Source organism: Sporanaerobium hydrogeniformans (assembly GCF_002735925.1).
Lineage (GTDB): Bacteria > Bacillota > Clostridia > Lachnospirales > Cellulosilyticaceae > Sporanaerobium > Sporanaerobium hydrogeniformans.
On sequence record NZ_PEDL01000002.1, the window covers coordinates 350,779 to 372,724 of the forward strand.

Sequence of the window (21,946 nt, forward strand, 5' to 3'; positions counted from 1 at the left end):
GTTTGAGATGAAATTTGACAAGAATTGGTTAAAAGACCCTACTGTATTTCAAGTGAATACATTAAAACCACACTCTGATCATCACTATTACAAAGACTATGAGGAGTTAGAAAAAGGTAAGAGCAGCTTTCGCTTCTCTTTAAATGGAAAATGGAAGTTTGCTTATGCCCCTCATTTAGAAAAGGCAATAGAAGGCTTTGAAAAAGCAGGGTTTAACCTAGAAGGCTGGGACGAGATAGAAGTGCCAGGACATATGCAGCTTCAAGGCTATGATGTGCCTCATTATGTAAATACTCAATACCCTTGGGATGGACATGAGTATATTCAGCCAGGTGAAATTCCTACAGTTTTTAATCCTGTAGGAAGCTATGTTAAGTTTTTTGAAGTACCAAAAGAGATGAAAGATAAACCTGTATTTCTTTCTTTTCAGGGGGTAGAAAGCGCTTTTTCTTTATGGGTAAATGGGACTTTTATTGGTTATAGTGAAGATAGTTTTACGCCCAGTGAATTTGAGATTACTAAGGCACTTGTAGAAGGAGTTAATAAAATTGCTGTTCAAGTATTTAAATGGTCCAGTGGAAGTTGGCTAGAGGATCAAGACTTTTGGCGGTTTTCAGGTATTTTTAGAGAGGTTTATTTATACACTATCCCTGATAGTCACATACAAGATTTGTTTATAAAAACGCGATTAGAAAAAGGTTTAAAGCGTGGAAGTTTAGATGTTAATATAATAAGTACTTTAAAAGATTCTGATCAGCTTATACTTACTTTAAAAAAGACAAATGGAGAAATAGTGGTACAAAAAGAAGTGATTAATAAGCAAGGTGATACGACCTTAGATGTCTCTTTAGAGGTATCTGAGCCACAACTTTGGAGTAGTGAGACGCCTTATTTATATCAGTTTTATCTAGAAGTGAGGAATAAAGGAGGTGTACTAGAGGAAGTCATTCTTCAAAAAGTAGGATTTAGAAAGTTTGAACTTAGGGATGCTTGTATGCTGATTAATGAAAAACCTATTGTTTTCAACGGAGTAAATCGCCATGAATTTAGTGAGAAATATGGCAGAGCTATTACAAAAGAAGAAATGCTCTGGGATGTAAAAACAATGAAACAACATAACATCAATGCTGTTAGAACCTCTCATTATCCCAATCAAACTTATTTTTACGAGCTTTGTGATGAATATGGACTTTATGTCATTGATGAAGTTAATCTTGAATCTCACGGAACTTGGCAAAAGCTAGGAAAGGTGCTTGCAGATGAACATACTGTTCCTAATGATCATCGAGATTGGGAAGGATGTGTATTAGCCCGAGCAGAGGCTCTATTTGAAAGGGATAAAAATCATCCAAGTATAGTGATGTGGTCTTGTGGTAATGAAGCCTATGGAGGTAGCAATATCTATAAGATGAGTCAGTTTTTTCATAAGAAGGATGATACAAGGCTAGTACAATACGAAGGGGTTTTCCATGATAGACGCTATAATGAAACCAGTGATGTGGAAAGTCAAATGTATCCGAGCGTAGAAGCTATTAAAGCTTTTTTAAAAGAAAATAGACAAAAACCTTTTATCTGTTGTGAATATGCTCATGCCATGGGGAATTCTAATGGTGCACTTTATAAATATACACAGTTAACCGAGGAAGAACCACTTTACCAAGGGGGGTTTATATGGGACTTTATTGACCAGGCCCTTAAAAATAAAGACCGCTATGGAAAAGAATATTTAGCTTATGGTGGAGACTATGGTGATTATCCAACAGATTATAATTTCTGTGTGAATGGTATTGTGTTTGGTGATCGCAAACTTTCACCTAAAATGGCAGAAGTCAAGTATTGTTATCAAACGATTAAGATGGTATTAGATGAAAACACACTTCAAATAAGAAACCTTAATCGTTTTATAGATACAGCACGCTATACCTGTCAACTGAAATTAGAAAAAGAAGGTCAGTTAGTTAAACAGCTTCAAAAAGAAATAAGTATAGCACCTATGGAGGAGGCAGTTATAGCTCATGAATTACTAAGTGGTGAAGTACCCAATGGTGAGCTTGTATTAACAGCTAGTTTTCACTTAAAAGAAGATACCCTATGGGCAGAAAAAGGGTATGAACTTGCCTTTGAACAATATGTCTATACAAAAGGAGAAAAATTAGTAAATAAAGTAAGTGGGGAGCTTACTCTGATTCCAAGTGATTGCAATATTGGAGTGAAAGGTGAAGACTTTCATACTATTTTTTCAAAAACACGAGGAGGGCTTATTTCCTACAGATACAAAGGAAAAGAAAGACTTGCACAGGAAATTAAACCGAACTTCTGGCGTACACCCACAGATAATGATAAAGGTAATGGTATGGCTCAGCGTTATAGTCAGTGGAAGCTAGCGAGCCTCTACCAAAAACCTCTAGAAGTAAAAATTAAAGAAGAGGATAAAAAGGTTATTATTAGCTTTTTAATCACATTAGCAACAAATCCAATCAGTCAGGTAAAGAAGACTTATACCCTCACTAGTGATGGAGCTATTCAGATAGCATTAGATTATGATGGAGTAGTACAGTTACCTACTATGCCGGAGTTTGGAGTTATTTTTAAATTACCAGCCCTATACAATCAGTTAGAATGGTATGGAAAAGGTCCAGAAGAAACCTACGTAGATAGACAAAAGGGTTCTAAATTAGGTGTTTATCAAAATAAGGTAGCAGATAACCTCACACCTTATGTGATTCCGCAAGAATGTGGGAATCATGTCGGTGTCAGATATGCCAAGGTAACCAATGAAGAAGGGGAAGGGCTTCTTATTAGTGGCATTGATTTATCCTTTAATGCTTTACCTTATACACCACATGAGTTAGAGAATGCGGAGCATATTTATGAGTTGCCACCTATCCACTATACAGTCATTCGTGTAGCAAAGATGCAAATGGGTGTTGGAGGTGATGATAGTTGGGGGGCTCTCACTCATCCTGAATTTCTTTTACCAGAAGGTAAAGCACTTCATTTAGAATTTATGTTAAAAGGAATAGATAAGAGTTGTTAAAAGAATACGGATTAAAATGTATCTTCTGAGAAAATTGGAATTATAGTAATAAGAAAGGAGGCTAATCGAAAAAAATCGGATAGTCTCCTTTTTTATATTCAACTTTTAAACTACTTGGCATTATAAAATTCCTCCATTAAGCTAGAATCCATAAACGCTTTGGAGCCTCAGCTTATGAGAACTTTCAAATGCTTGTATTGCTTGTGTTTAAAGGAAAAACATTTTATCAGTTTCTACATTGATTTTTATAGAGGATATATGATAAGGAGTCCTTAAAAACATAAAAAACAACCGATTTTGATTAATAACTGGGGAGATAACTAAATTTGATTTTAATACAGATAAGCTTCTAGATATCGCTAGAGAAACTAAAAAACAGGTGTTGAAATGTTGGTGATGGGTGGTAATTGGTTTGGGTCAGAGATGATTTGATCTAAATCTGACTTATATAGAAAGTACCCTGAAGGGGCAATTCAAATTACAGGGAGAGAAGCCATTTAAAACAGAGTGCAGTATGTACTTGATTTAGACAATCCAAAGGCACTTGAATATGCTTATGAGAGTACAGCAAACATATTAAGAAGTACCCCTATCACCTATGTAAAGTGGGATATAAATCGTCAATTAAATGATAATAATGTTAAAAAGTTTCTTTTTAATTCTAGTATAGGATTAGAAAGAAATTTTTTCATTATTAATAATAAACATATTCAATTGAAATTATTTATAAAATTATGTATAATACATGCAAATTCAATTGAAGTGACACAGCTATTTATGTTATGAGGAAAGGTATGTTATGACCATTAAAAAGCAATTTCTTATCGTTATTATCTTATTAACCACTATTCCTTTTATTATAATGCCTTGGTTAGGCTATTTCTATATACAAGGTATTATGGAAGAACAACTTATTTTGCAGTCAGAGCAAAATCTAGAGCAGACTACAAGAGATATGGAGAAGGTATTAGATGACTTAATAGGTGCTTCAAATGCTATAACATTGGATATGGACATTGTGAGTCTATTAAAAAAGAATTTTCTAGGCGGTACCCAGATAACAGATATTAAAAAGGTAACTGAAAAAATTTCTAATGTAAATGCTGCTCATCTTTATCGTTATAATGCAGAGATTTCTATTTATGATAAAGAGGCATCTATTTATACGACTACTACTTTAATTCCTGAATATACAAGGAAGCCTTATAGCAAAGAGTGGATAGAGAAAACTCTACAAGCTGGGGGTCATTTTGTATGGACTCAATTTGTATCAGAAAATAAAAAGGATAAGAATAGTAAGCCTGTTATAGGGATGGCGAGAAATATTTTAGATATTAGCGGTAAGACCATAGGTGTGTTAGCTATCGAGCTTTATGAGGATAGAAATTTAGCCAATATCTTATTTGGAGAAAATGAATTTGTCAATACAGAACGCTATTTGGTAGATGATGAGGGAAATATTATTTTGCAATATATCAATAATGCAGTGCATCAGCAATTTTATAACAAAGAATGGTTTCAGCAATTTATAAAGACGGAGGGTAAAGGTGCTGATAAGATAGTTAATGCTATAGGAGAAAGACAGCTAGTAAGTGGTAATATGTTGAATAAGGCAAATTGGCATCTTATACAGATTATTCCTTATAATGATTTGCTTAGAAAGTTAGAATTTTATAGAAATTTTACGATAGGTGGTAATCTCGTTTTCTTGTTTATTATAATAGGGCTTGATATTCTTATTATTAATAAAATTACCAGATCTATTATAAAGTTAAGAGATGCTATGCAAAGTGTAAAAAAAGGAGAATTTATAACAATAACTATTCCTAAAACCAATCAGGAAGTGCAGGATTTAAGTAAAGACTTTAATATAATGAGTTCTAAATTACAGCAATTATTTGAAGAAAATAAGCGTATTTATGAAGAAAAACAACGAACGAGATTAGAAGCTCTTCAAACCCAAATTCAGCCACACTTTTTATTTAATACACTAAATGGTATCAAGTGGCTCTGTGTAATGGAAGGGGCTAAAACAGCAGAGAAGATGCTTATTTCTTTAGGTTTTATATTAGAATATTCATTAAGTAAGAATCGAGATGTAATTACCTTGAAAGAAGAGGTAGTAGGGCTTGAGCACTACATTGCATTACAAAAAATGCGATATGGGGAGACTTTTGAGGTAAGCTATGAGGTTGATGAGGAAGTGGAGAATATGGAGGTTCCTATATTATTTTTACAACCTCTAGTAGAGAATGCCATTATTCATGGTTTTTGTGATTTAGAGGAGAAGGGGCATATTGATATAAAGGCTAAAAGAGAAAGGAGTAAGGTACATATCATTATAGCTGATAATGGGTGCGGAGTAGATGAAGAGCAAATGATAAATTTATTAGCTAGCCAGAAGAAATCATCCAGTATAGGTGTTAAAAATGTGCAAGAGAGAATAAAAATCTATTACGGCAAAGAAAGTAGCTTTAGTATTAGTAATAATGAACGAGGAGGGACAACTGTAGAAATAAGCTGGTTAGTAAAAGGGGGGTCTGAGAATGAAGCTGATTATAGTTGATGATGAGATATTAGTTAGAAAAGGCATCATTATGACTGTTGATTGGGATGGTTTGGGAATTAATGAGGTTATAGAAGCAGGTAATGGAGAACAAGCCCTATCTCTTATTAGAGAGAAAGAAATAGATATTGTAATAACAGATATTAAAATGCCTAAAATGGATGGTTTGACACTTATTGAAAGATTAAAGGAGTGTAGACCAGGGGCTGTAGTTATTGTACTTAGTTGTGTCAATGATATGGACAGTGTAAGAAAGGCTCTCAAATTTGGCGGAGCATTAGACTATATTCCTAAATTATCTATGAGTACAGATGAACTGGTAGAAACGTTAAAAAAGGCTATAAGTTATGTGGATAAGAGTAAAAATTATGTAACAAAGGATTTAAAAGAAATATTGCCGAGCTTTTTTACCTCTAGTCAAGATGAGCAGTTAAGAAAGGCGATAGAGTATGGAGAAAAAGAGGATATTGATAAACTTTTTCAGGAAATCCTATGTGGTGCCTATGTACTAAGAGGAAAGTGGAAAGAGAGCAGGGAATGGGAAGATCTTATAGGAGTTTTTTCTAGCTTGATAAAAAGATATAATATTGATGTAAACCAGTTCTTTTCAAAATTTAAGTGCATAAAAGAGGTAACAGAAAATGAAACTAGTTTAGAAGAAATGGTAAACTATTTAAAAAACATAGCTTATTGTGTAAAAGAAACAATAGAACAAGAAAAGAAAGAGTCCTATGATGAGAACATTTACAAAGCAATAGGCTATATTAAAGAGCGCTATGACCAGAATATCAGATCAAAGGAAGTGGCAAGTTATATTAACATGAGTGAAGGTTATTTCTCGAAATATTTTAAAAAAATTATTGGTGTGAATTTTACTGACTATGTTAATCATATAAAAATAGAAAAGGCAAAAGAATTACTTATAAGGAAAAAACTTACTATTCAAGAAGTTTCGGAAAAGATAGGGTATACTAACTGTAGTTACTTTAGTCAGATATTCAAAGAAATAGAAGGAGTGACACCTAAGCAATATCAAAAGGCAAATAATACCGTAAAAAACACCTAATAGCTAGGTGTTTTTTTACGGTATTATACATAATGTATATTTTAAAATTGAAAAAGTAATAAGTTATAGCTTAATTTTATAAAAAAAATTATATAATAAATTGATTATTAAAAATTATAAAAAATAGGCTTAATTTCAGCTACTTTTTTAGGCACTTTTAAGGGTATAATGGCTTTAGCAAAAAGGAAGAACTTGAAAGAAACAAATAGGAGGAGGGTATAAAAATGAAAAAAATGTTGAAAAAAGTAATGGGCCTCGCTCTAGCGGGGACAATGTTTATCTTACCACTTGCAGGGTGTGGTGGTGGAGAAAAAGCATCAGTAGCTGATACATCTACAGTGAAAGAAGGAGCTAAACAAGAAGGTACTACCCCTAATAAACTTGTTGTTTGGGGAGGAGTACCAGCAGAAAGTGGTCCACAAAAGTTAGTTGATGCATGGAATGTTGCTAATCCAGATACACCAGCTGAATATGTTCGTTTTGTTAATGATGAGGCGGGTAATACAAAGTTAGATACAGCATTACTTTCAGGAGAGCAAATAGACATCTTTTTTACTTATTTACCAGATATTTTAAAAAAGAGAGCAGAAAGCGGTATGTTAGAGGATTTATCAGCTTATGATGCAAGCACTTTCATTAATGAGGAAATTCTAGGTGGTGTTGAGTCTGTACCACAAATAGATAATAAATTATATTGTATGCCAACGGCTTCTGAGACAATTGGTATTTTAGTTAATAAGAATATGTTAGATGAAAAGGGAATTACTATTCCCGAAAACTGGACAATGAAAGAATTTATGGAGATTGCACAGAAGCTTACGGGTGAAAGAAATGGTAAAAAGGTTTATGGAACGACAATCTTCTATGAAGAAATGTTGTTACCTGTTGCCAAATCTATTCTAGGTGGAGACTGGATGTATAAATCAGATACGGAAAGTAATTTTGATCATCCAGTCCTAAAAGTAAATGATATGCTCAAGCAAATGATAGATGAAGGTACAGCACTTCCTTATGAAGAAGTATTCTCTAGAAAATTATCAGCTTATGCGCATCCTGCTTTCTTGAATGAAGAAATTGCTATGATGCCAACAGCAGCATGGATGTTACGTTATGTCAAGGATTTAGAAAATTTTCCTCATGATTTTATAACTACTTTTGTGCCTTATCCAAGTATTGATGAAAATACCCCTAATCCTTATCTTGGAAATCTAAACAACTGGATTTGTATGAATTCAAAATCTCAAAATAAAGATACAGCATGGGATTTTATGCAGTTTTGGGTACAAGAAGCAGGTAAATATATTGAAAAGTCTCCGGCTTGGAGTAAGGCAAACCTTGACGATGTTACAGCTGTTGTTTTAGGTGAAAATCCGGAAAAACTATTTGATGTAGAAGCTTATAAGGCAGTTATGCTTAATCAAGATATGAAATATAATCTTACAACGAAAACAGTAGGTTTAGCGCAAATGAATCAAATTTATAAAGATGAAACCGTAAAATTCCTTTTAGGAGAAATGGATGAGGAGCAATATTATAGCACCTTAAAGAAAAAATGCGATGACATATTAGCCAATGAAACAAAATAATACATGATATAAAATGGGGGTGTTGAAGCATAAAAGGACATGTTTTCAACATTCCCATTTTGCTAGAAGGGAGCTTGCTATGAAAAAAAAGAAATATAACTGGGAGCCATATGTATTCATAGCTCCAAATTTTATAGGATTTATTATCTTTATCGTATTACCAGTGCTTTTTTCTTTAGTGATATCTTTTACAGATTTTAATATTTTTAACGGATTTAAAGGAACGAGTTTTGTAGGTCTACAGAATTTTATAGAGATGTTAAAGGATGAATGGTTCTGGGCAGCATTAAAAAATAATGTTATCTATACCGTAGTAACTATTCCAGTTACTATGATTCTATCCATTGTTGTAGCTACTATTTTGAATAAGGCAGTATATTGTAAGACACTGATTAGGGTGATGATTTTTGTACCTTATATTGCAAGTGTAGTAGCTATATCAGTTGTTTGGTCTATGTTGTTTAATCCTTCACAAGGCATTATTAATCAAATACTTATGGTGTTAGGTGTGAATAATCCTCCACAATGGTTAGGAAGTATGCAGTGGGCACTTCCCGCCATTATGATTGTGGGTATTTGGATGACACTAGGGTACAATGTAATCATTTATATGTCTGGCTTGCAAAGTATTCCCTCTTCACTCTATGAAGCAGCACAAATTGATGGTGCAAGTAAGCTTCAAGAATTTCGTTATATAACTGTTCCGATGCTTAGGAACACTACATTTTTCTTGCTAGTAACAAGTATTATTGCATCTTTCCAAGTTTTCGGAACTGTTAATATTATGACAAATGGAGGACCAGGTAATAGTACGACTGTTTTAGCTCATTATATCTATGTGGCGGGTTTCAGGTATTACAAAATGGGTTATGCAGCAAGTATGGCATGGTTTTTACTAATAGCCATTTTAATTGTTACTTTACTTCAATGGAAAGTACAGAAAAAACATGAAAGTAACTTTTAGGGAGGAAAGAGGATGAAAACAAAGCTAAAAATATCAAAGCAAAATGTAACAAAAGCAATACTCACACTTATTATGTTGGTTCTTGCAATAATAGTTGTTTTTCCATTTATGTGGATGATAGTCTGTTCTTTTAAACCTCTTAATGAGCTATACGAGTTCCCTCCAAGGTTTATTTCACCCAATATGTCCCTAGATAATTATAAAGAAGTACTATTTGGACAAAACCCATCTTTCTTAGTCTATTTTAAAAATACCTTTATTACTACAATAGTTTGTGTAATAGGAACGGTATTTACCTCCTCAATGGCAGGATATGCATTTGCCAAGTTGCAGTTCAAAGGGAGGGATCAACTCTTTCTACTTTATTTAGTAACGATGATGGTACCTTTCCAAGTACTGATGGTACCTCAATTTATTCAATTTAAATATATGGGTATTTTTAATACTTTATGGGCCCTTATTTTACCACGATTATTTACACCTCTAGGTACGTTCTTAATGAGGCAATTTTTCCTAGATGTTCCCACTGAAATTATTGAGGCAGGGCGAGTAGATGGACTAGGAGAGTTTGGTATCTTTTATAAGCTTATTTTACCACTAGCAAAACCAGCTGTTTCTACAGTGGTGATTTTAAACTTTGTTTGGAGATGGAATGAATACGAGGCACCACTTATTTTCTTGACAGATAGCAAGCTATTTACATTGACAGTAGGTCTTACTAATTTTATTGATGAGGCAGGCTTTGCAATGGATCATCTGATTATGGCAGGAACAACAATAGCACTTATACCTATGGTCGTTGTATTTATTTTAGGACAGAAATATTTTATTGAAGGCTTAACTAGTGGTAGTGTTAAAGGTTAATAATAGAGTGTATGGAAAGGAAAAAACTATGAAAACTTATATTGAACAACAAAAAATATTACCGATTTGCGCGACAGTAGATGTTCTTATACTAGGAGGTGGACCAGCTGGTTTTGCGGCTGCTGTTTGTGCAGCGAGAGAGGGTGCTCATACTTTACTAGTAGAACAAACAGGAGATGTAGGTGGAGTAGCAACGACAGGTCTTATGAGTCACTGGACAGGCAAAACAGAAGGTGGCTTTTATGAGGAAATTTTACAGCGTACATCTAATACCTATGTGAAAGATGAAAGAGATTATAAAATCTTTATTGACCATGAGACTTGTAAAATTAAAATGTTAGAAATGTTAGAAGAAGCTGGAGCACATCTAAGGTTATATAGTTTTGCAAGTGATGTTATTGTAGAAGATAATGAGGTTAAAGGTGTTATTATAGAAAGCAAATCAGGGAGAGAAGTCATCTTAGCTAAGGTGGTTATTGATGCCACAGGAGATGGTGATATTGCATATAAAGCAGGTGTACCTTACTTTAAAGGAAGAGAGAAAGATGGGTTGATGCAACCTATGACTTTAATGTTTCAAGTGGCAGGAGTAGATAGAAGTAAAATCCAATATGTGGAATTCTTTGAAGATACCTATGAGGTACCAGAAGGAGACATTCAACAATTAGCTAGACAATATATCCCATCACCAGCAGGTCATGTTTTAATTTATCCTTCTGTATACCCTAATGTCGTTACGCTAAATATGACGAATTGTATAGGAGTAGATGGTACAAATGCTGAGGATCTTACAAAAGCTCATGTACTGTGCCGTAAGCAATTACCTCTTATTTTAAAGTTCCTTAAAGAACATGTCCCAGGTTTTGAAGAGGCATATATTATTAAGTCAGCATCTGTAATAGGTGTTAGAGAGACAAGACATTTCTTAGGGGAAAGGACACTTACTGAAAAAGATATTTTAGAAGCAAGAGTACATGAAGATTGGGCAGTTACTAAAGCGCAATTTAACTTTGATGTACATAACCTTACAGGAAATGGGCTAGATCAAACAGGGGCTCAGCATGAGTTTAAACAAACAAAGGGTTATACCATTCCTTATGGCTGTTTTATCCCTAAAGAAATTGATAATCTTATGTTAGCAGGAAGAAATATTTCAGGAACACATATGGCTCATTCTAATTACAGAGTTATGCCTATCTGTGCCAATATGGGGCAATCAGTAGGTGTTGCAGCTGCTATGTGCACCAAAGATAATATTAAACCGCGTCATTTAGATATTAAAACGTTACAAGCTAAACTAAAAGAATTGGGTGTGACACCTTAGAAATAGAGGAGAATGAGATGGAGACTATTACTAAAGCTTATGAAGTAATTGTAGTAGGTGGGGGATTATCTGGTGTATGTGCAGCAATAGCTAGTGCTAGAGAAGGGGCTAAAACAGCTCTTGTGCAAGACAGGCCTGTACTAGGAGGAAATGCTAGTTCAGAAATACGTATGCATATTTGTGGAGCTAATAAGCATGGCACAAGAGATGAAGCAAGGGAAACAGGAATTCTAGAAGAGATTTTACTTGAAAATAAAAAAAGAAATCCTCAGCACTCTTTTTCGATTTTAGATACGGTGTTATGGGAAAAAGTAAATTTTCAAGAGCGTTTAACACTTTATTTGAATACGAGAATGACAGAGGTAGTAGTAGAAGATCATACGATTAAGAGTATAAGAGCACATCAGTTAACGACAGATAAAGATTTTGAGTTTAAAGCAAAAATATTTATTGATTGTACGGGTGATGCCACTCTAGCTTATCGAGCAGGAGCAGACTATAGGGTTGGCAGAGAAGCTAAAAGTGAGTTAGGAGAAACATTTGCACCAGAAAAGTCAGATAATAGGACTATGGGGAATACACTTATGTTTCGAGCCATTGATTATGGTAAGTCGATGCCTTTTGAAAAACCTTCTTGGGCCTATACTTTTACAGAGAAGGATTTAGTGAACAGAGGACATAGTGCAATTAATAATGAGCTAGAGCATTATGAGATTGATTCGGGTTATTGGTGGATTGAGTTAGGCGGTATGGAAGATACAATAGGTGATGCAGAAGAAATTCGAGATGAACTTTTAAAGACAGTCTATGGAGTATGGGATCATATCAAAAATGGTGGAGAGCATGGCGCCCAAAATTATGTCTTAGATTGGGTACAATTTCTACCAGGGAAACGTGAGAGTAGGAGGATAGAGGGGGACTATATTCTTAAGGAGCAAGATTTATTAGAAGGTAAAGTCTTTGAAGATGCTGTTGCTTATGGTGGTTGGCCTATGGATATGCATCCCCCAGAAGGATTTAAGTATAGGGGCCCAAGTACTAACTATATACAAGTTCCTATTTATACGATTCCTTATCGCTCCTATTACTCGCGTAATATTCATAATCTTATGATGGCTGGGAGAAATATAAGTGCTTCTCATATGGCTTTTGGTTCTACGAGAGTCATGGGAACTTGTGCTATTGGAGGGCAAGCAGTAGGGACGGCGGCAGCATTGGCTATTCATTATGGGTGTGAGCCGAGAGGTGTTTTAGAGTATAAAACAGAGTTACAACAAAAACTATTAAAGGCAGACTGTTTTATCCCAGGTTTTAGAAATGAAGATAAAAAGGATAAAGCTTTAAATGCTAAAGTGAAGGCTTCTAGTCAAAAGCGAGGTTATGATGCAACACATGTTATAAACGGCATAGCAAGAAACGTGGAAAAAGAAATGAATGCATGGATTTCACAAGAACTTGGGGCATCAGGAGAATGGATAGAGTTAAAGTTGAAGGAACAAATGCCTATTCAGGAGGTGCGTATTACGTTTGACTCTGATTTAGGTACAGAAATCATGACTACTTTGTCTGAAACAGTACGCTCCAATCAAAGAGAGCAACTGCCAGAGACATTAGTGAAGGATTATGAAGTAGAATTATTACTAGAGGATGAGGTTATTTATAGTAAACAAGTAAAAAATAATTATCAAAGGCATGTCATTCATTCCATGGCTAACAGAAGAGCCAATCAAGTAAGAATTAAAATCTATACAACATGGGGAAATAAAGAAGCTTCTATATATGAAGTTAGAATCTATTAAGAGATGATTACTAATACCATAAAAAAAGCTCAAGTTGTGATGAATACCAACTTGAGCTTTTTTCTAGGCTTCTTCGTGTGCAAATAAAGAAATAAACTTAAAGTTGACGGTATCAATAAGTCCACGATTAGTAAGACGTAGCTCGGCAGTACGGCTAAAGAAATAAGTGCCATTGTCATAAAAGGAGAGACCTTGTGACAACCTAGAGACTGCCAAGCTTTATCAATTTGATCAACACGTGCAGCTACTTCTTGAGCAGGGTCTTCAGACATGAGACCTGCGATAGGAAGAGGATTAAGAGCTAAGACCTTTCCATCTTTTACAACAACCATACCTCCACCTACTTCAGCTAAGGTATTAGCAGCTAATGCCATATCCTTATCATTGGTTCCTAGAACAAGAAGGTTATGTGCATCATGAGCTACTGTTGAGGCAATAGCACCTGCTTGAAGACCAAAGCCAGTCACAAATCCGGTGCCCATACCATTGGTTCCTAAATGACGTTCAATAACAGCTACCTTTAAAAGGTCACGGTTTAAGTCTACTTGGAGAAGACCATTTGCGATAGCCACTTCATGAATTTGAGCAAGAATGCCTACCTTGGCCTCAATAATTCCCATGACATGAACAGGAATGGAGGCTTTGCTATAACCTTCTGGAGCTGCGATATGGAAGTCTTGTGGAACAAGTGGTCTTGCCATGTGCATACTTTGTTTAGCAAACTCTGGGTAATCTGTTTTAGCAATAGGGTGAAGAAGCTTACCACCTTCTGCGACTAATTCACCGTTAAAAATAACTTTTTCAACTTTCACTTTAGTTAAATCACTGATTAAGGCAATATCTGCCCATTTACCAGGAGTGATACTTCCAAGATCACGACTTAAATGGAAGCATTCTGCAACATTGATGGTTGCCATTTGAATAGCTGTAATAGGACGTACACCTTCTTCAATAGCCCGATGAATGATATGATCCATATGACCTTTGGTAAGCAAGGTATGAGGATGAGCATCATCACTTACTAAAGTAGCAAAACGTGTATCTATGTTTTCTTCGGTAATAGCACGAATAACTTCTTTTACATCATGCCAAGCAGAACCTTCACGCATTTGGACATACATCCCTAAGCGCATTTTAGCGAGAGCATCTTCTTTACGAACAGTCTCATGGCAACATCTTGCACCTGCTGCAATATAAGCATTAAGACCAGGACCATTTTCTGGTATAGAGTAATGCCCAGTAATCGTTTTATTAGCCTTAAGTGTTGCCTTAAGTGTACGATGGACATTTTCATCAGCACACAGTACACCAGGAAAGTTCATCATTTCACCTAAGCCAATAATGGTATCCTTTTCCATGGCATCTTCAATGGCTTTGGCATCTAGAGTGGCACCTGTATCTTCAAAGCCACTAGTGGCTGGGACACAGCTTGGCATCGTTGTATAGACACTAAGTGGTACATCCATGCCATCTTGAATCATGAGTTCCACACCTTTCATCCCTAAGACATTGGCAATTTCATGAGGATCCATAAAGATAGAAGTGGTGCCGTGAGGAATAACGGAAGCAGCATATTCTTTAACCGTCAGCATGCTGCTTTCTACGTGTAAATGGCCATCCATAAAACCAGGAGAAATATAAAGTCCTGTGGCATCAATCACTTGTGTATCAGGACCAATGGTGTGACTTGCATCACCTACAAGGGCAATACGCCCATGAGTAATAGCTACATCAGTATGAGGAATCATTTCTGCGGTTGCTACGTTAAGTAAGGTACCGTTTTGGATGACGAGGTCGGCTTTAAGTTCTCCTCTAGCGGTCAATACAAGTTTTTCTGTTACATCTGCTAATGAGTAGCGTTTCTGCATAATGGGCCTCCTAAAAAGTTGTTTCAACTATCATACCATTTCTATCTATTAAATACAATGGAAGAATATTTCATAAAAATAGAAAATAAATAAGTAAATTTCAAGGTAAAATGCAACAAAAAAGTGTCTTCACACGAAAGACACTTTTGAAAAATTACATTTTCATTTGAATAATAAGTTCTTTGAATTTTTCTAGGGCTTGCTCTATAGGGAAGGGTGTACTCATATCAACACCTGCATCCTTTAATAGGTCAATAGGGTCTTTTGAAGAACCACCTTTTAAGAAATGGAGATACGCTTTAACAGCAGGTTCGCCTTCCTCTAAAATACGAGTAGACAAAGCGATAGCTGCCGAGTAGCCTGTGGCATATTGGTAAACATAGAAAGGGGTATAGAAGTGAGGAATACGTGACCATTCATTCTCAATGAGTTGATCCACCGTAACAGCTTCCCCATGGTATTTTCTTACTAAGTGAAGGTAATGTGAGCAGAGAAGCTCACTAGTTAGTGTTTTTCCTTCTTGGTTCATGCTGTGCATATCTTTTTCAAATTCAGCAAACATGGTTTGACGGTATAAAGTCGATTTAAATTGTTCCATAAAGTAATTAAGTAGGTATTTCTTATAGTTGGGGTCAGTTACTGTTTTTAAAAGATATTGCATCAGCAAGGCTTCATTGACAGTAGAGGCCACCTCTGCCACAAAGATGCAGTAATCTCCATAAATAAAAGGCTGCTCTTTGTGAGAATAGTAGCTATGGAGGGCATGCCCCATTTCATGTGCTAAAGTGAATAGATTAGAGAGGTTATCTACATAATTCATCAGCACATAGGGGTGAGGAATACCATGACAGCCCCAAGAATAGGCACCACTTCGTTTACCTTGATTTTCATATTTATCTACCCAGCGTTCATTAAAACCACGTTTTACAATAGAAACATATTCTTCACCTAATGGTGCAAGCGCTTTAAGAATCATATCACATGCTTCATCATAGGAGATTTTAAGTTCAAAATCTTTGACCATTGGCGTGAAAAGGTCATACATGTGTAACTCCTTGACACCTAATAAATCTTTGCGTAAAGTCATATAATCATGAAGAATAGTTAAATTTTCATTAACTGTTGTAAGGAGGTTATTATAAACGCTAGTTGGAATATTATTAGCTGAGAGAGCATAGTGAAGAGGTGATTCAAAGCCTCTTACGGAGGCAAAAAGTCCATATTGTTTGATGTTAGCTGAGAAGGTAGTTGCAAGCATATTTTTGTAACTCGCATACGTCTTATAAAGAGCTGAAAAAGCTTCTTCACGTACTTTTCGGTCTTTACTTTCTAAATAGTGAATATAAGTCCCGTGAGTAAGACGTACCTCTTCCCCCTTTTCATTAGAAATAAGAGGAAAACTTAAATCGACATTATTAAACATGGCAAAAATGTTAGAAGGTGCATCAGCCACTTCAGAGACTTTGGCGAGAAGGCTTTCCATTTTACTATCCAGAATATGTGCCTTTTGCCTTAGAATTTCTTGTAAGTAACGAGTATAGAGCCCTAAAGCAGGTGTTTCTTTAAGAAAGACATCTAACTTTTCAATTGTAAGCTGACTCAGTTCGGGTGAGGCAAAAGCTAGAGCTTCAGCAGCTTGGATAGAAAGGAGTTCTGTTTGATTAGCAAAGTCTTGATAAGTTGTATTTTGGCCATCTTGATGCAGGCGCATATGACTATAGACATAAAGTTTATTAATCTTTTCAGATAAAGCATCTTGTGCTCTAAGAAACGCTAATAAGATATCACTACGATTTAAGAGCTTTCCTTCATAAGCTGAGAAAGGCCCAATAGCTTCTTTTGCTTTCTGAAGTGTTTCAAGGAAGAGAGTATCCGTTGCAAAGATATCTTCTAATTTCCATGTATCCATTTCGTTTATTTCATTTCTTTGAGGTAAGTTTTTAGACAATACATATCACTCCTTTAGTAAACAATTAGTTATAGTATACTCTATTTTGGGAAGAAAAATCGGTAGTGAGTAAAAAAACTTTCTTTTTTGATATTTTAAATAAATTTTGTTATACTAAAAGATAAGAAAAAGTAAAGAGGTGGAGGGGAAAGGCCATGCGACTTTATATCAGTGCAGATTTAGAAGGAATTACAGGTGTTTCTAAATGGGAAGAAACGCACAAAGGAAACGGGGAGTATGAAAAAGCAAGATTACAAATGACAAGAGAAGTAGCAGCAGCCTGTCTAGGCGCCTTGGAAGCAGGAGCAGACTTTATTATGGTGAAAGATGCGCATGAAGATGGTAAAAACCTGATTCATAACATGCTACCGAAAGAAGTAAAGCTTCTTTCGGGTTGGAGCAATCATCCTTACAATATGGTAGAAGGGTTAGATGCTAGCTTTGATGGTGTTTTGATGATAGGTTATCATAGTGGTGGACATTCAAATGGCTCACCTTTAGCACATACCTTATCTATTGATAGTATTCGCTCCTTAACATTAAATGGAAAGAAAGCTGACGAGTTTTTACTTTATGCAGAGGCAGCTCACTTTATTGGTGTGCCTGTTATAGGTGTAAGTGGAGATGGGGAACTTATTAGACGTGTAAAGGGGTTTGATTCTCAGATTAAGACAGTAGCAGTTCAGGAAGGGTTTGGTGGAGCCATTGTGAGTATTCATCCTGAACTTGCCATTGGTCGGATTCAAAAGATGGCGAAGAAGGCTGTGGAAAATGCCACACACTTTACAATGTCTAAGAAAGAGCACTATGAGTTAAAGATAGAGTTTAAAGCACATCAAGATGCCTATAAATATTCTTTTTATCCAGGGGTGGAACAAATAGGGGAATATGCCATTCGATTAGCTACTAGTAATTATGGAGAGATTTTAGCACTTTTATTGTTTATTTAATAGAAGAAATAGGGTATACTAATAAAAAGCAGACAGGGTCAAAGAACTAGCCAGTTGTCTGCTTTTTGTGACGCTTATAGCCAAACAAAAGGAGTGACGTGATGCAGACACTTTTATTCGTCAGACATGGTGAAACACTTGCTAATAAAGAGAAGCGGTGGTTAGGGCAATATGAGAGTCCTTTAAGTGAAGAAGGAAAAAGGCAAGCTAGGCAACTGGAGAAGGTGTTAGAAAGCTATTCTATAGAGGCAATTTATACGAGTACTTCTTTACGTACGTTAGAAACGATAGAAGGTTTTGCTAAGAAAAAAGGTCTTGTTATTAAACAAGAGAAGGCTTTTTGTGAAATAGATTTTGGGGAATTTGAGGGGAGAAGCTTTGCGGAGCTTCAAAATAAAAGTCCAGAAGAAGTGCAAAAGATGCTTAAGGAGGGAGATTACTATACTTATCCAGGGGGAGAGAGCTTAGTAGCTTCTTATGAAAGAAATATTAAAGGACTTAAAGCGCTTATGGCACTTCCACAAAAAACAGTATTACTTTGTGCCCATGCAGGGACACTGCGTAATTGTATTAGTTACTTAGTAGGAGGTAGTCACAAGCTGCATTGGCATTTTAAAATTGATCCAGCGTCTTTAACATGTTTTACTTTAGAAGGAGACTTTGCTGTGTGTGAAGTACTCAATCATACGTATCACTATAAAAATCATGTTTTATAAAAAAAGAGAAGAAGGTGACAGGAAATGGAGATTATTGTAGGCACGCGAGGGAGTCAACTGGCTCTTAGTCAAACAGGAGATATTATTAAGATACTTGAAGGGTATCATCCCCATGTAAAGTTTACTCTTAAAATTATTAAAACCAAAGGTGACAGCATTCAGCATATAGCACTTGACCAAATTGGTGAAAAGGCATTATTTGTAAAGGAAATAGAAGAGGAGCTCTTAAATGGGACTATTGATTTTGCTGTACATAGCATGAAAGACATGCCTTCTGATGTGCCAGAAGGACTTTGCTTTGGGCCTGTTCCTAAAAGAGAAGATGTGAGAGATGTACTCATTTTAAAGGAAGGGTATAAGACTTTAGAGGAGCTACCTTTAGGAGCACGCATTGGGACAGGAAGTAAAAGAAGGAGCTATCAGCTTTTGAAACTGCGTCCAGATTTAGAAATCGTCCCTATTCGTGGCAATATTGATACACGTATTAAAAAAATAAAATTGGAGAATTTAGAAGGTATAGTTTTGGCTGCAGCAGGTTTGCATCGCTTAAAGCTTAAAGAGCAAATTAGCGTTTATTTACCTGTTACAAAGATGGTACCTGCGCCAGGACAAGGGGCTTTAGCTCTTGAAATGCGACAAGAGGATAAGCGTGTTCAAGACATCCTTGCGCCTTTGTATGATGAAGAAAGTTGTTTAACAGTGGCAGCTGAGCGCGGTTTTATGGATGGTCTAAACGGGAGCTGTCATTTGCCAATGGGAGCTTATGCGGAGCTTTCAGAAGGAAGACTTATACTAACAGGTCTTTATGGAGATGAAGGCGGGAAATGTCTCGTCCTCCAAAAACTAGAGGGTCCACAAGAAGAGGCAAGAGAAATAGGACTTCGTTTAGCTAAGGAGCTTTTGAAGACTTATGAGGAACATATTAAATAAAAAATAGACTGGAGGGAGACAAATGGATAAGAGACCTAGAAGACTTAGGTACAATCCGCAAATTCGTACATTAGTAAGAGAAACTTCCTTGGAAGTATCGGATCTTATTTATCCCCTTTTTATTAAAGAGGGGAAAGGGCAAAAAGAAGAAATTCATTCACTAAAAGGCATTTATCGCTGGACGCTAGAGAGTCTAGAAGAAGAAATCAATGAAATTGTAGCTTTAGGTATAGAATATGTTCTTCTTTTTGGCATTCCTTATCACAAAGATAATAAGGGAAGTGAAGCTTATAATAAAGAGGGTATTGTGCAACAGGCGATCCGTAAGATTAAAAGTTTAGCACCTCATCTATATGTTATTACAGATGTTTGCATGTGTGAATATACCTCTCATGGGCACTGTGGAATTTTAGATGAAAAAGGTTATGTGCATAACGAAAAGTCTCTTTATTACTTAGGACAAATTGCAGTAAGTCATGCAGAAGCAGGTGCCGATATGATTGCCCCTTCTGATATGATGGATGGGCGAGTAGGGTATATGCGTCATGAGCTGGATGAGCATGGTTTTAATCATATACCCATTATGAGCTATAGTGCCAAATATGCTTCTAGCTTTTATGGCCCATTTAGGGAAGCTGCTGGTTCTGTACCTGCTTTTGGCGATAGAAAAACGTATCAGATGGATATGGCAAATACCAATGAAGCTCTTCGTGAGGTGGCACTTGATATAGAAGAAGGCGCAGATATTGTTATGGTTAAACCTGCTCTTTCTTATTTGGATATCATTCGCCGTATTAAAGATACCTATAATATGCCGCTAGCTGCCTACCAAGTAAGTGGAGAGTATGCTATGCTCAAAATGGCAGTAGCAAATGGTCTCTTAAATGAAGAGGCTATTTATGAAGCCACATTGTCCATTAAACGTGCAGGGGCCGATATGATCATTACCTACTTTGCCAAAGATTTAGCTCGTAAACTAAAGGGGTGAGTAAAGTGTATTATCCTATGATGCTTAAACTGCAAGGAAAAAAGGTCATTGTTTTTGGTGGAGGTAAAGTTGCTTACGGTAAAGCGAAAGGTCTTTTAGAAGCAGGTGCCTGTGTGCAAGTGATTAGCCCACAATTTGATAAAGTCTTTGAAGGGCTCCATAAGCAAATGACATTAATAGAAGGTTATTACGAGGAAGTCCTGCTACAAGGGTGCTTCCTTGTAGTGGCAGCTACAAATCATCCAAACATCAATGAACAAATTGGGAAAGCATGTGAGGAAAAGGGGATTTTATGTAATGTAGTATCAAGCCCTAGTCTTTCAAGTTTTATTGTCCCTAGTGTCGTAAGACGAGGGGAGTTTGTGCTTAGTATTTCTACAGGTGGTAACAGTCCAGCTCTTGCCAAACATATCAAAAAGGAATTAGCCAAAAGGTATGATGAAGATTATGGAGCTTATGTCACTCTTTTAGGCGAAATAAGAAAAATAGTTTTAGCTAAAAGCTGGCCTGAAGAAAAGAAGCAAACCTTTTTAAGAGAGCTTTCTAATAAATCTTTTGAGGAATGCAACGGGCTTTGGGAGTCTCTGAAGAGAAACGAGGACCTTTTTTAAGTACTTAAAATAAAGTATACTAGAACAAAAGATGTTAACAAGCAAGAGAAGGAGAAAAAAGATGGGTTTTTACAAGGTAACAGTGGGGGTTATGGGGTCTTCCAAATCAGCAAGAGCCATTGCAGAGGTTCAGAATCTAAAGGTGAGAAACCTAAAGACATTAGTCATTAAACCAGAATTAGATACACGAGATGGTGGATACATATGCAGTCGTCTGATAAAAGATAAAGTAAAGGCAGATATTTTACTTAACCCAGAAGAATCACTACCTATTGATGAGATTATTAGCAATAATTATGATTACATTGTTGTCGATGAATTTCATATGCTTAGTGAGATGCAGGTTAAGGAGCTCTACCAAATTAGTGCCATTTCATCTACTAATGTGAGTATGTATGGTCTTAGAATGTCTTGGAAAGGAACGCCTTTTTCAAGTGCGGCTTTAGCACTGGCTTATGCGGATGAAATCGAAATTATAAAAATGGTGGATAAGGATCAACATACCTTAAGTCATCACATAAAATATACTAATGGTATACCAAGTCCCCTTGGAGAGAATGAGAACACCATCGTAGTAGGTGATTTAGATAAAACAAGCTATACCACCGTTTCAAAATTAGATTTTTATAAAATCTATAAAATGTTAGGTCAAGTAGAAAAGTAGTTCCTATCAACCCTAAAAAATCGTACATTTAGAGTGCCTCTTGTGTAATCTAAGTGTACGATTTT

At 35.9% G+C, this 21,946-nt stretch carries 17 protein-coding genes; 15 read left to right on the forward strand and 2 right to left on the reverse strand.

From position 1 onward, the window contains the following. Positions 1-7: 7 nt before the first annotated feature. From CS063_RS04580 to CS063_RS04620, 9 genes are all read left to right on the forward strand, one after another. Positions 8-3,037 (forward strand): glycoside hydrolase family 2 TIM barrel-domain containing protein, encoded by a 3,030-nt coding sequence (locus tag CS063_RS04580; RefSeq protein WP_099448497.1) that lies wholly within the window; start codon positions 8-10, stop codon positions 3,035-3,037. A gap of 507 nt (positions 3,038-3,544) precedes the next feature. Continuing rightward, positions 3,545-3,823, forward strand: coding sequence for an alpha-galactosidase (locus tag CS063_RS18125; protein ID WP_308415426.1), 279 nt, complete (start codon positions 3,545-3,547; stop codon positions 3,821-3,823). 13 nt (positions 3,824-3,836) lie between these two features. After that, a complete protein-coding gene (locus CS063_RS04590) occupies positions 3,837-5,603 on the forward strand; it encodes a cache domain-containing sensor histidine kinase (protein ID WP_099448498.1) in 1,767 nt (588 codons plus the stop codon). Further along, entirely contained in the window at positions 5,584-6,669 is a 1,086-nt protein-coding gene (locus CS063_RS04595) for a response regulator transcription factor (RefSeq protein WP_099448499.1), read from the forward strand. Before CS063_RS04590 ends, CS063_RS04595 begins: the two co-directional genes overlap by 20 nt. Positions 6,670-6,893: 224 nt before the next feature. Further along, positions 6,894-8,255 carry an ABC transporter substrate-binding protein gene (locus CS063_RS04600; protein ID WP_099448500.1) on the forward strand — a complete coding sequence of 454 codons (1,362 nt, stop codon included), beginning with the start codon at positions 6,894-6,896 and terminating at the stop codon, positions 8,253-8,255. Positions 8,256-8,334: 79 nt separating this feature from the next. Next, positions 8,335-9,219 (forward strand): carbohydrate ABC transporter permease, encoded by an 885-nt coding sequence (locus CS063_RS04605; protein WP_099448501.1) that lies wholly within the window; start codon positions 8,335-8,337, stop codon positions 9,217-9,219. Positions 9,220-9,231: 12 nt separating this feature from the next. Then, positions 9,232-10,083, forward strand: coding sequence for a carbohydrate ABC transporter permease (locus CS063_RS04610; RefSeq protein WP_099448502.1), 852 nt, complete (start codon positions 9,232-9,234; stop codon positions 10,081-10,083). 28 nt (positions 10,084-10,111) lie between these two features. Next, positions 10,112-11,407, forward strand: a complete 1,296-nt coding sequence (locus CS063_RS04615) for an FAD-dependent oxidoreductase (protein WP_099448560.1) — start codon at positions 10,112-10,114, stop codon at positions 11,405-11,407. A 17-nt stretch (positions 11,408-11,424) separates the two neighbouring features. Beyond that, the gene (locus CS063_RS04620) at positions 11,425-13,206 is read left to right on the forward strand and encodes an FAD-dependent oxidoreductase (RefSeq protein WP_099448503.1); all 1,782 of its coding nucleotides are present in this window, start codon (positions 11,425-11,427) and stop codon (positions 13,204-13,206) included. 29 nt (positions 13,207-13,235) lie between these two features. On the opposite strand, the gene ade is transcribed toward CS063_RS04620, so the two are convergent. Both ade and pepF read right to left on the reverse strand, forming a co-directional pair. Beyond that, positions 13,236-15,074, reverse strand: a complete 1,839-nt coding sequence (gene ade / locus CS063_RS04625) for an adenine deaminase (protein ID WP_330400970.1) — start codon at positions 15,072-15,074, stop codon at positions 13,236-13,238. Between the two features lie 154 nt (positions 15,075-15,228). After that, positions 15,229-17,022, reverse strand: a complete 1,794-nt coding sequence (gene pepF, locus CS063_RS04630; protein ID WP_099448504.1) for an oligoendopeptidase F — start codon at positions 17,020-17,022, stop codon at positions 15,229-15,231. A 155-nt stretch (positions 17,023-17,177) separates the two neighbouring features. Here pepF and CS063_RS04635 point away from each other — a divergent pair, with 155 nt between their 5' ends. From CS063_RS04635 to CS063_RS04660, 6 genes are all read left to right on the forward strand, one after another. Beyond that, positions 17,178-17,972 (forward strand): M55 family metallopeptidase, encoded by a 795-nt coding sequence (locus CS063_RS04635; protein ID WP_099448505.1) that lies wholly within the window; start codon positions 17,178-17,180, stop codon positions 17,970-17,972. 101 nt (positions 17,973-18,073) lie between these two features. Beyond that, entirely contained in the window at positions 18,074-18,688 is a 615-nt protein-coding gene (locus CS063_RS04640; RefSeq protein WP_099448506.1) for a histidine phosphatase family protein, read from the forward strand. 24 nt (positions 18,689-18,712) lie between these two features. Further along, on the forward strand, positions 18,713-19,618 hold the full coding sequence (hemC, locus tag CS063_RS04645; RefSeq protein ID WP_099448507.1) for a hydroxymethylbilane synthase: 906 nt from the start codon (positions 18,713-18,715) through the stop codon (positions 19,616-19,618). Positions 19,619-19,640: 22 nt separating this feature from the next. Continuing rightward, positions 19,641-20,606, forward strand: a complete 966-nt coding sequence (hemB, locus tag CS063_RS04650) for a porphobilinogen synthase (protein WP_099448508.1) — start codon at positions 19,641-19,643, stop codon at positions 20,604-20,606. A 5-nt stretch (positions 20,607-20,611) separates the two neighbouring features. Beyond that, on the forward strand, positions 20,612-21,217 hold the full coding sequence (locus CS063_RS04655) for a precorrin-2 dehydrogenase/sirohydrochlorin ferrochelatase family protein (RefSeq protein ID WP_099448509.1): 606 nt from the start codon (positions 20,612-20,614) through the stop codon (positions 21,215-21,217). A 61-nt stretch (positions 21,218-21,278) separates the two neighbouring features. Continuing rightward, on the forward strand, positions 21,279-21,881 hold the full coding sequence (locus CS063_RS04660; protein WP_180270683.1) for a thymidine kinase: 603 nt from the start codon (positions 21,279-21,281) through the stop codon (positions 21,879-21,881). Positions 21,882-21,946: the final 65 nt, after the last annotated feature.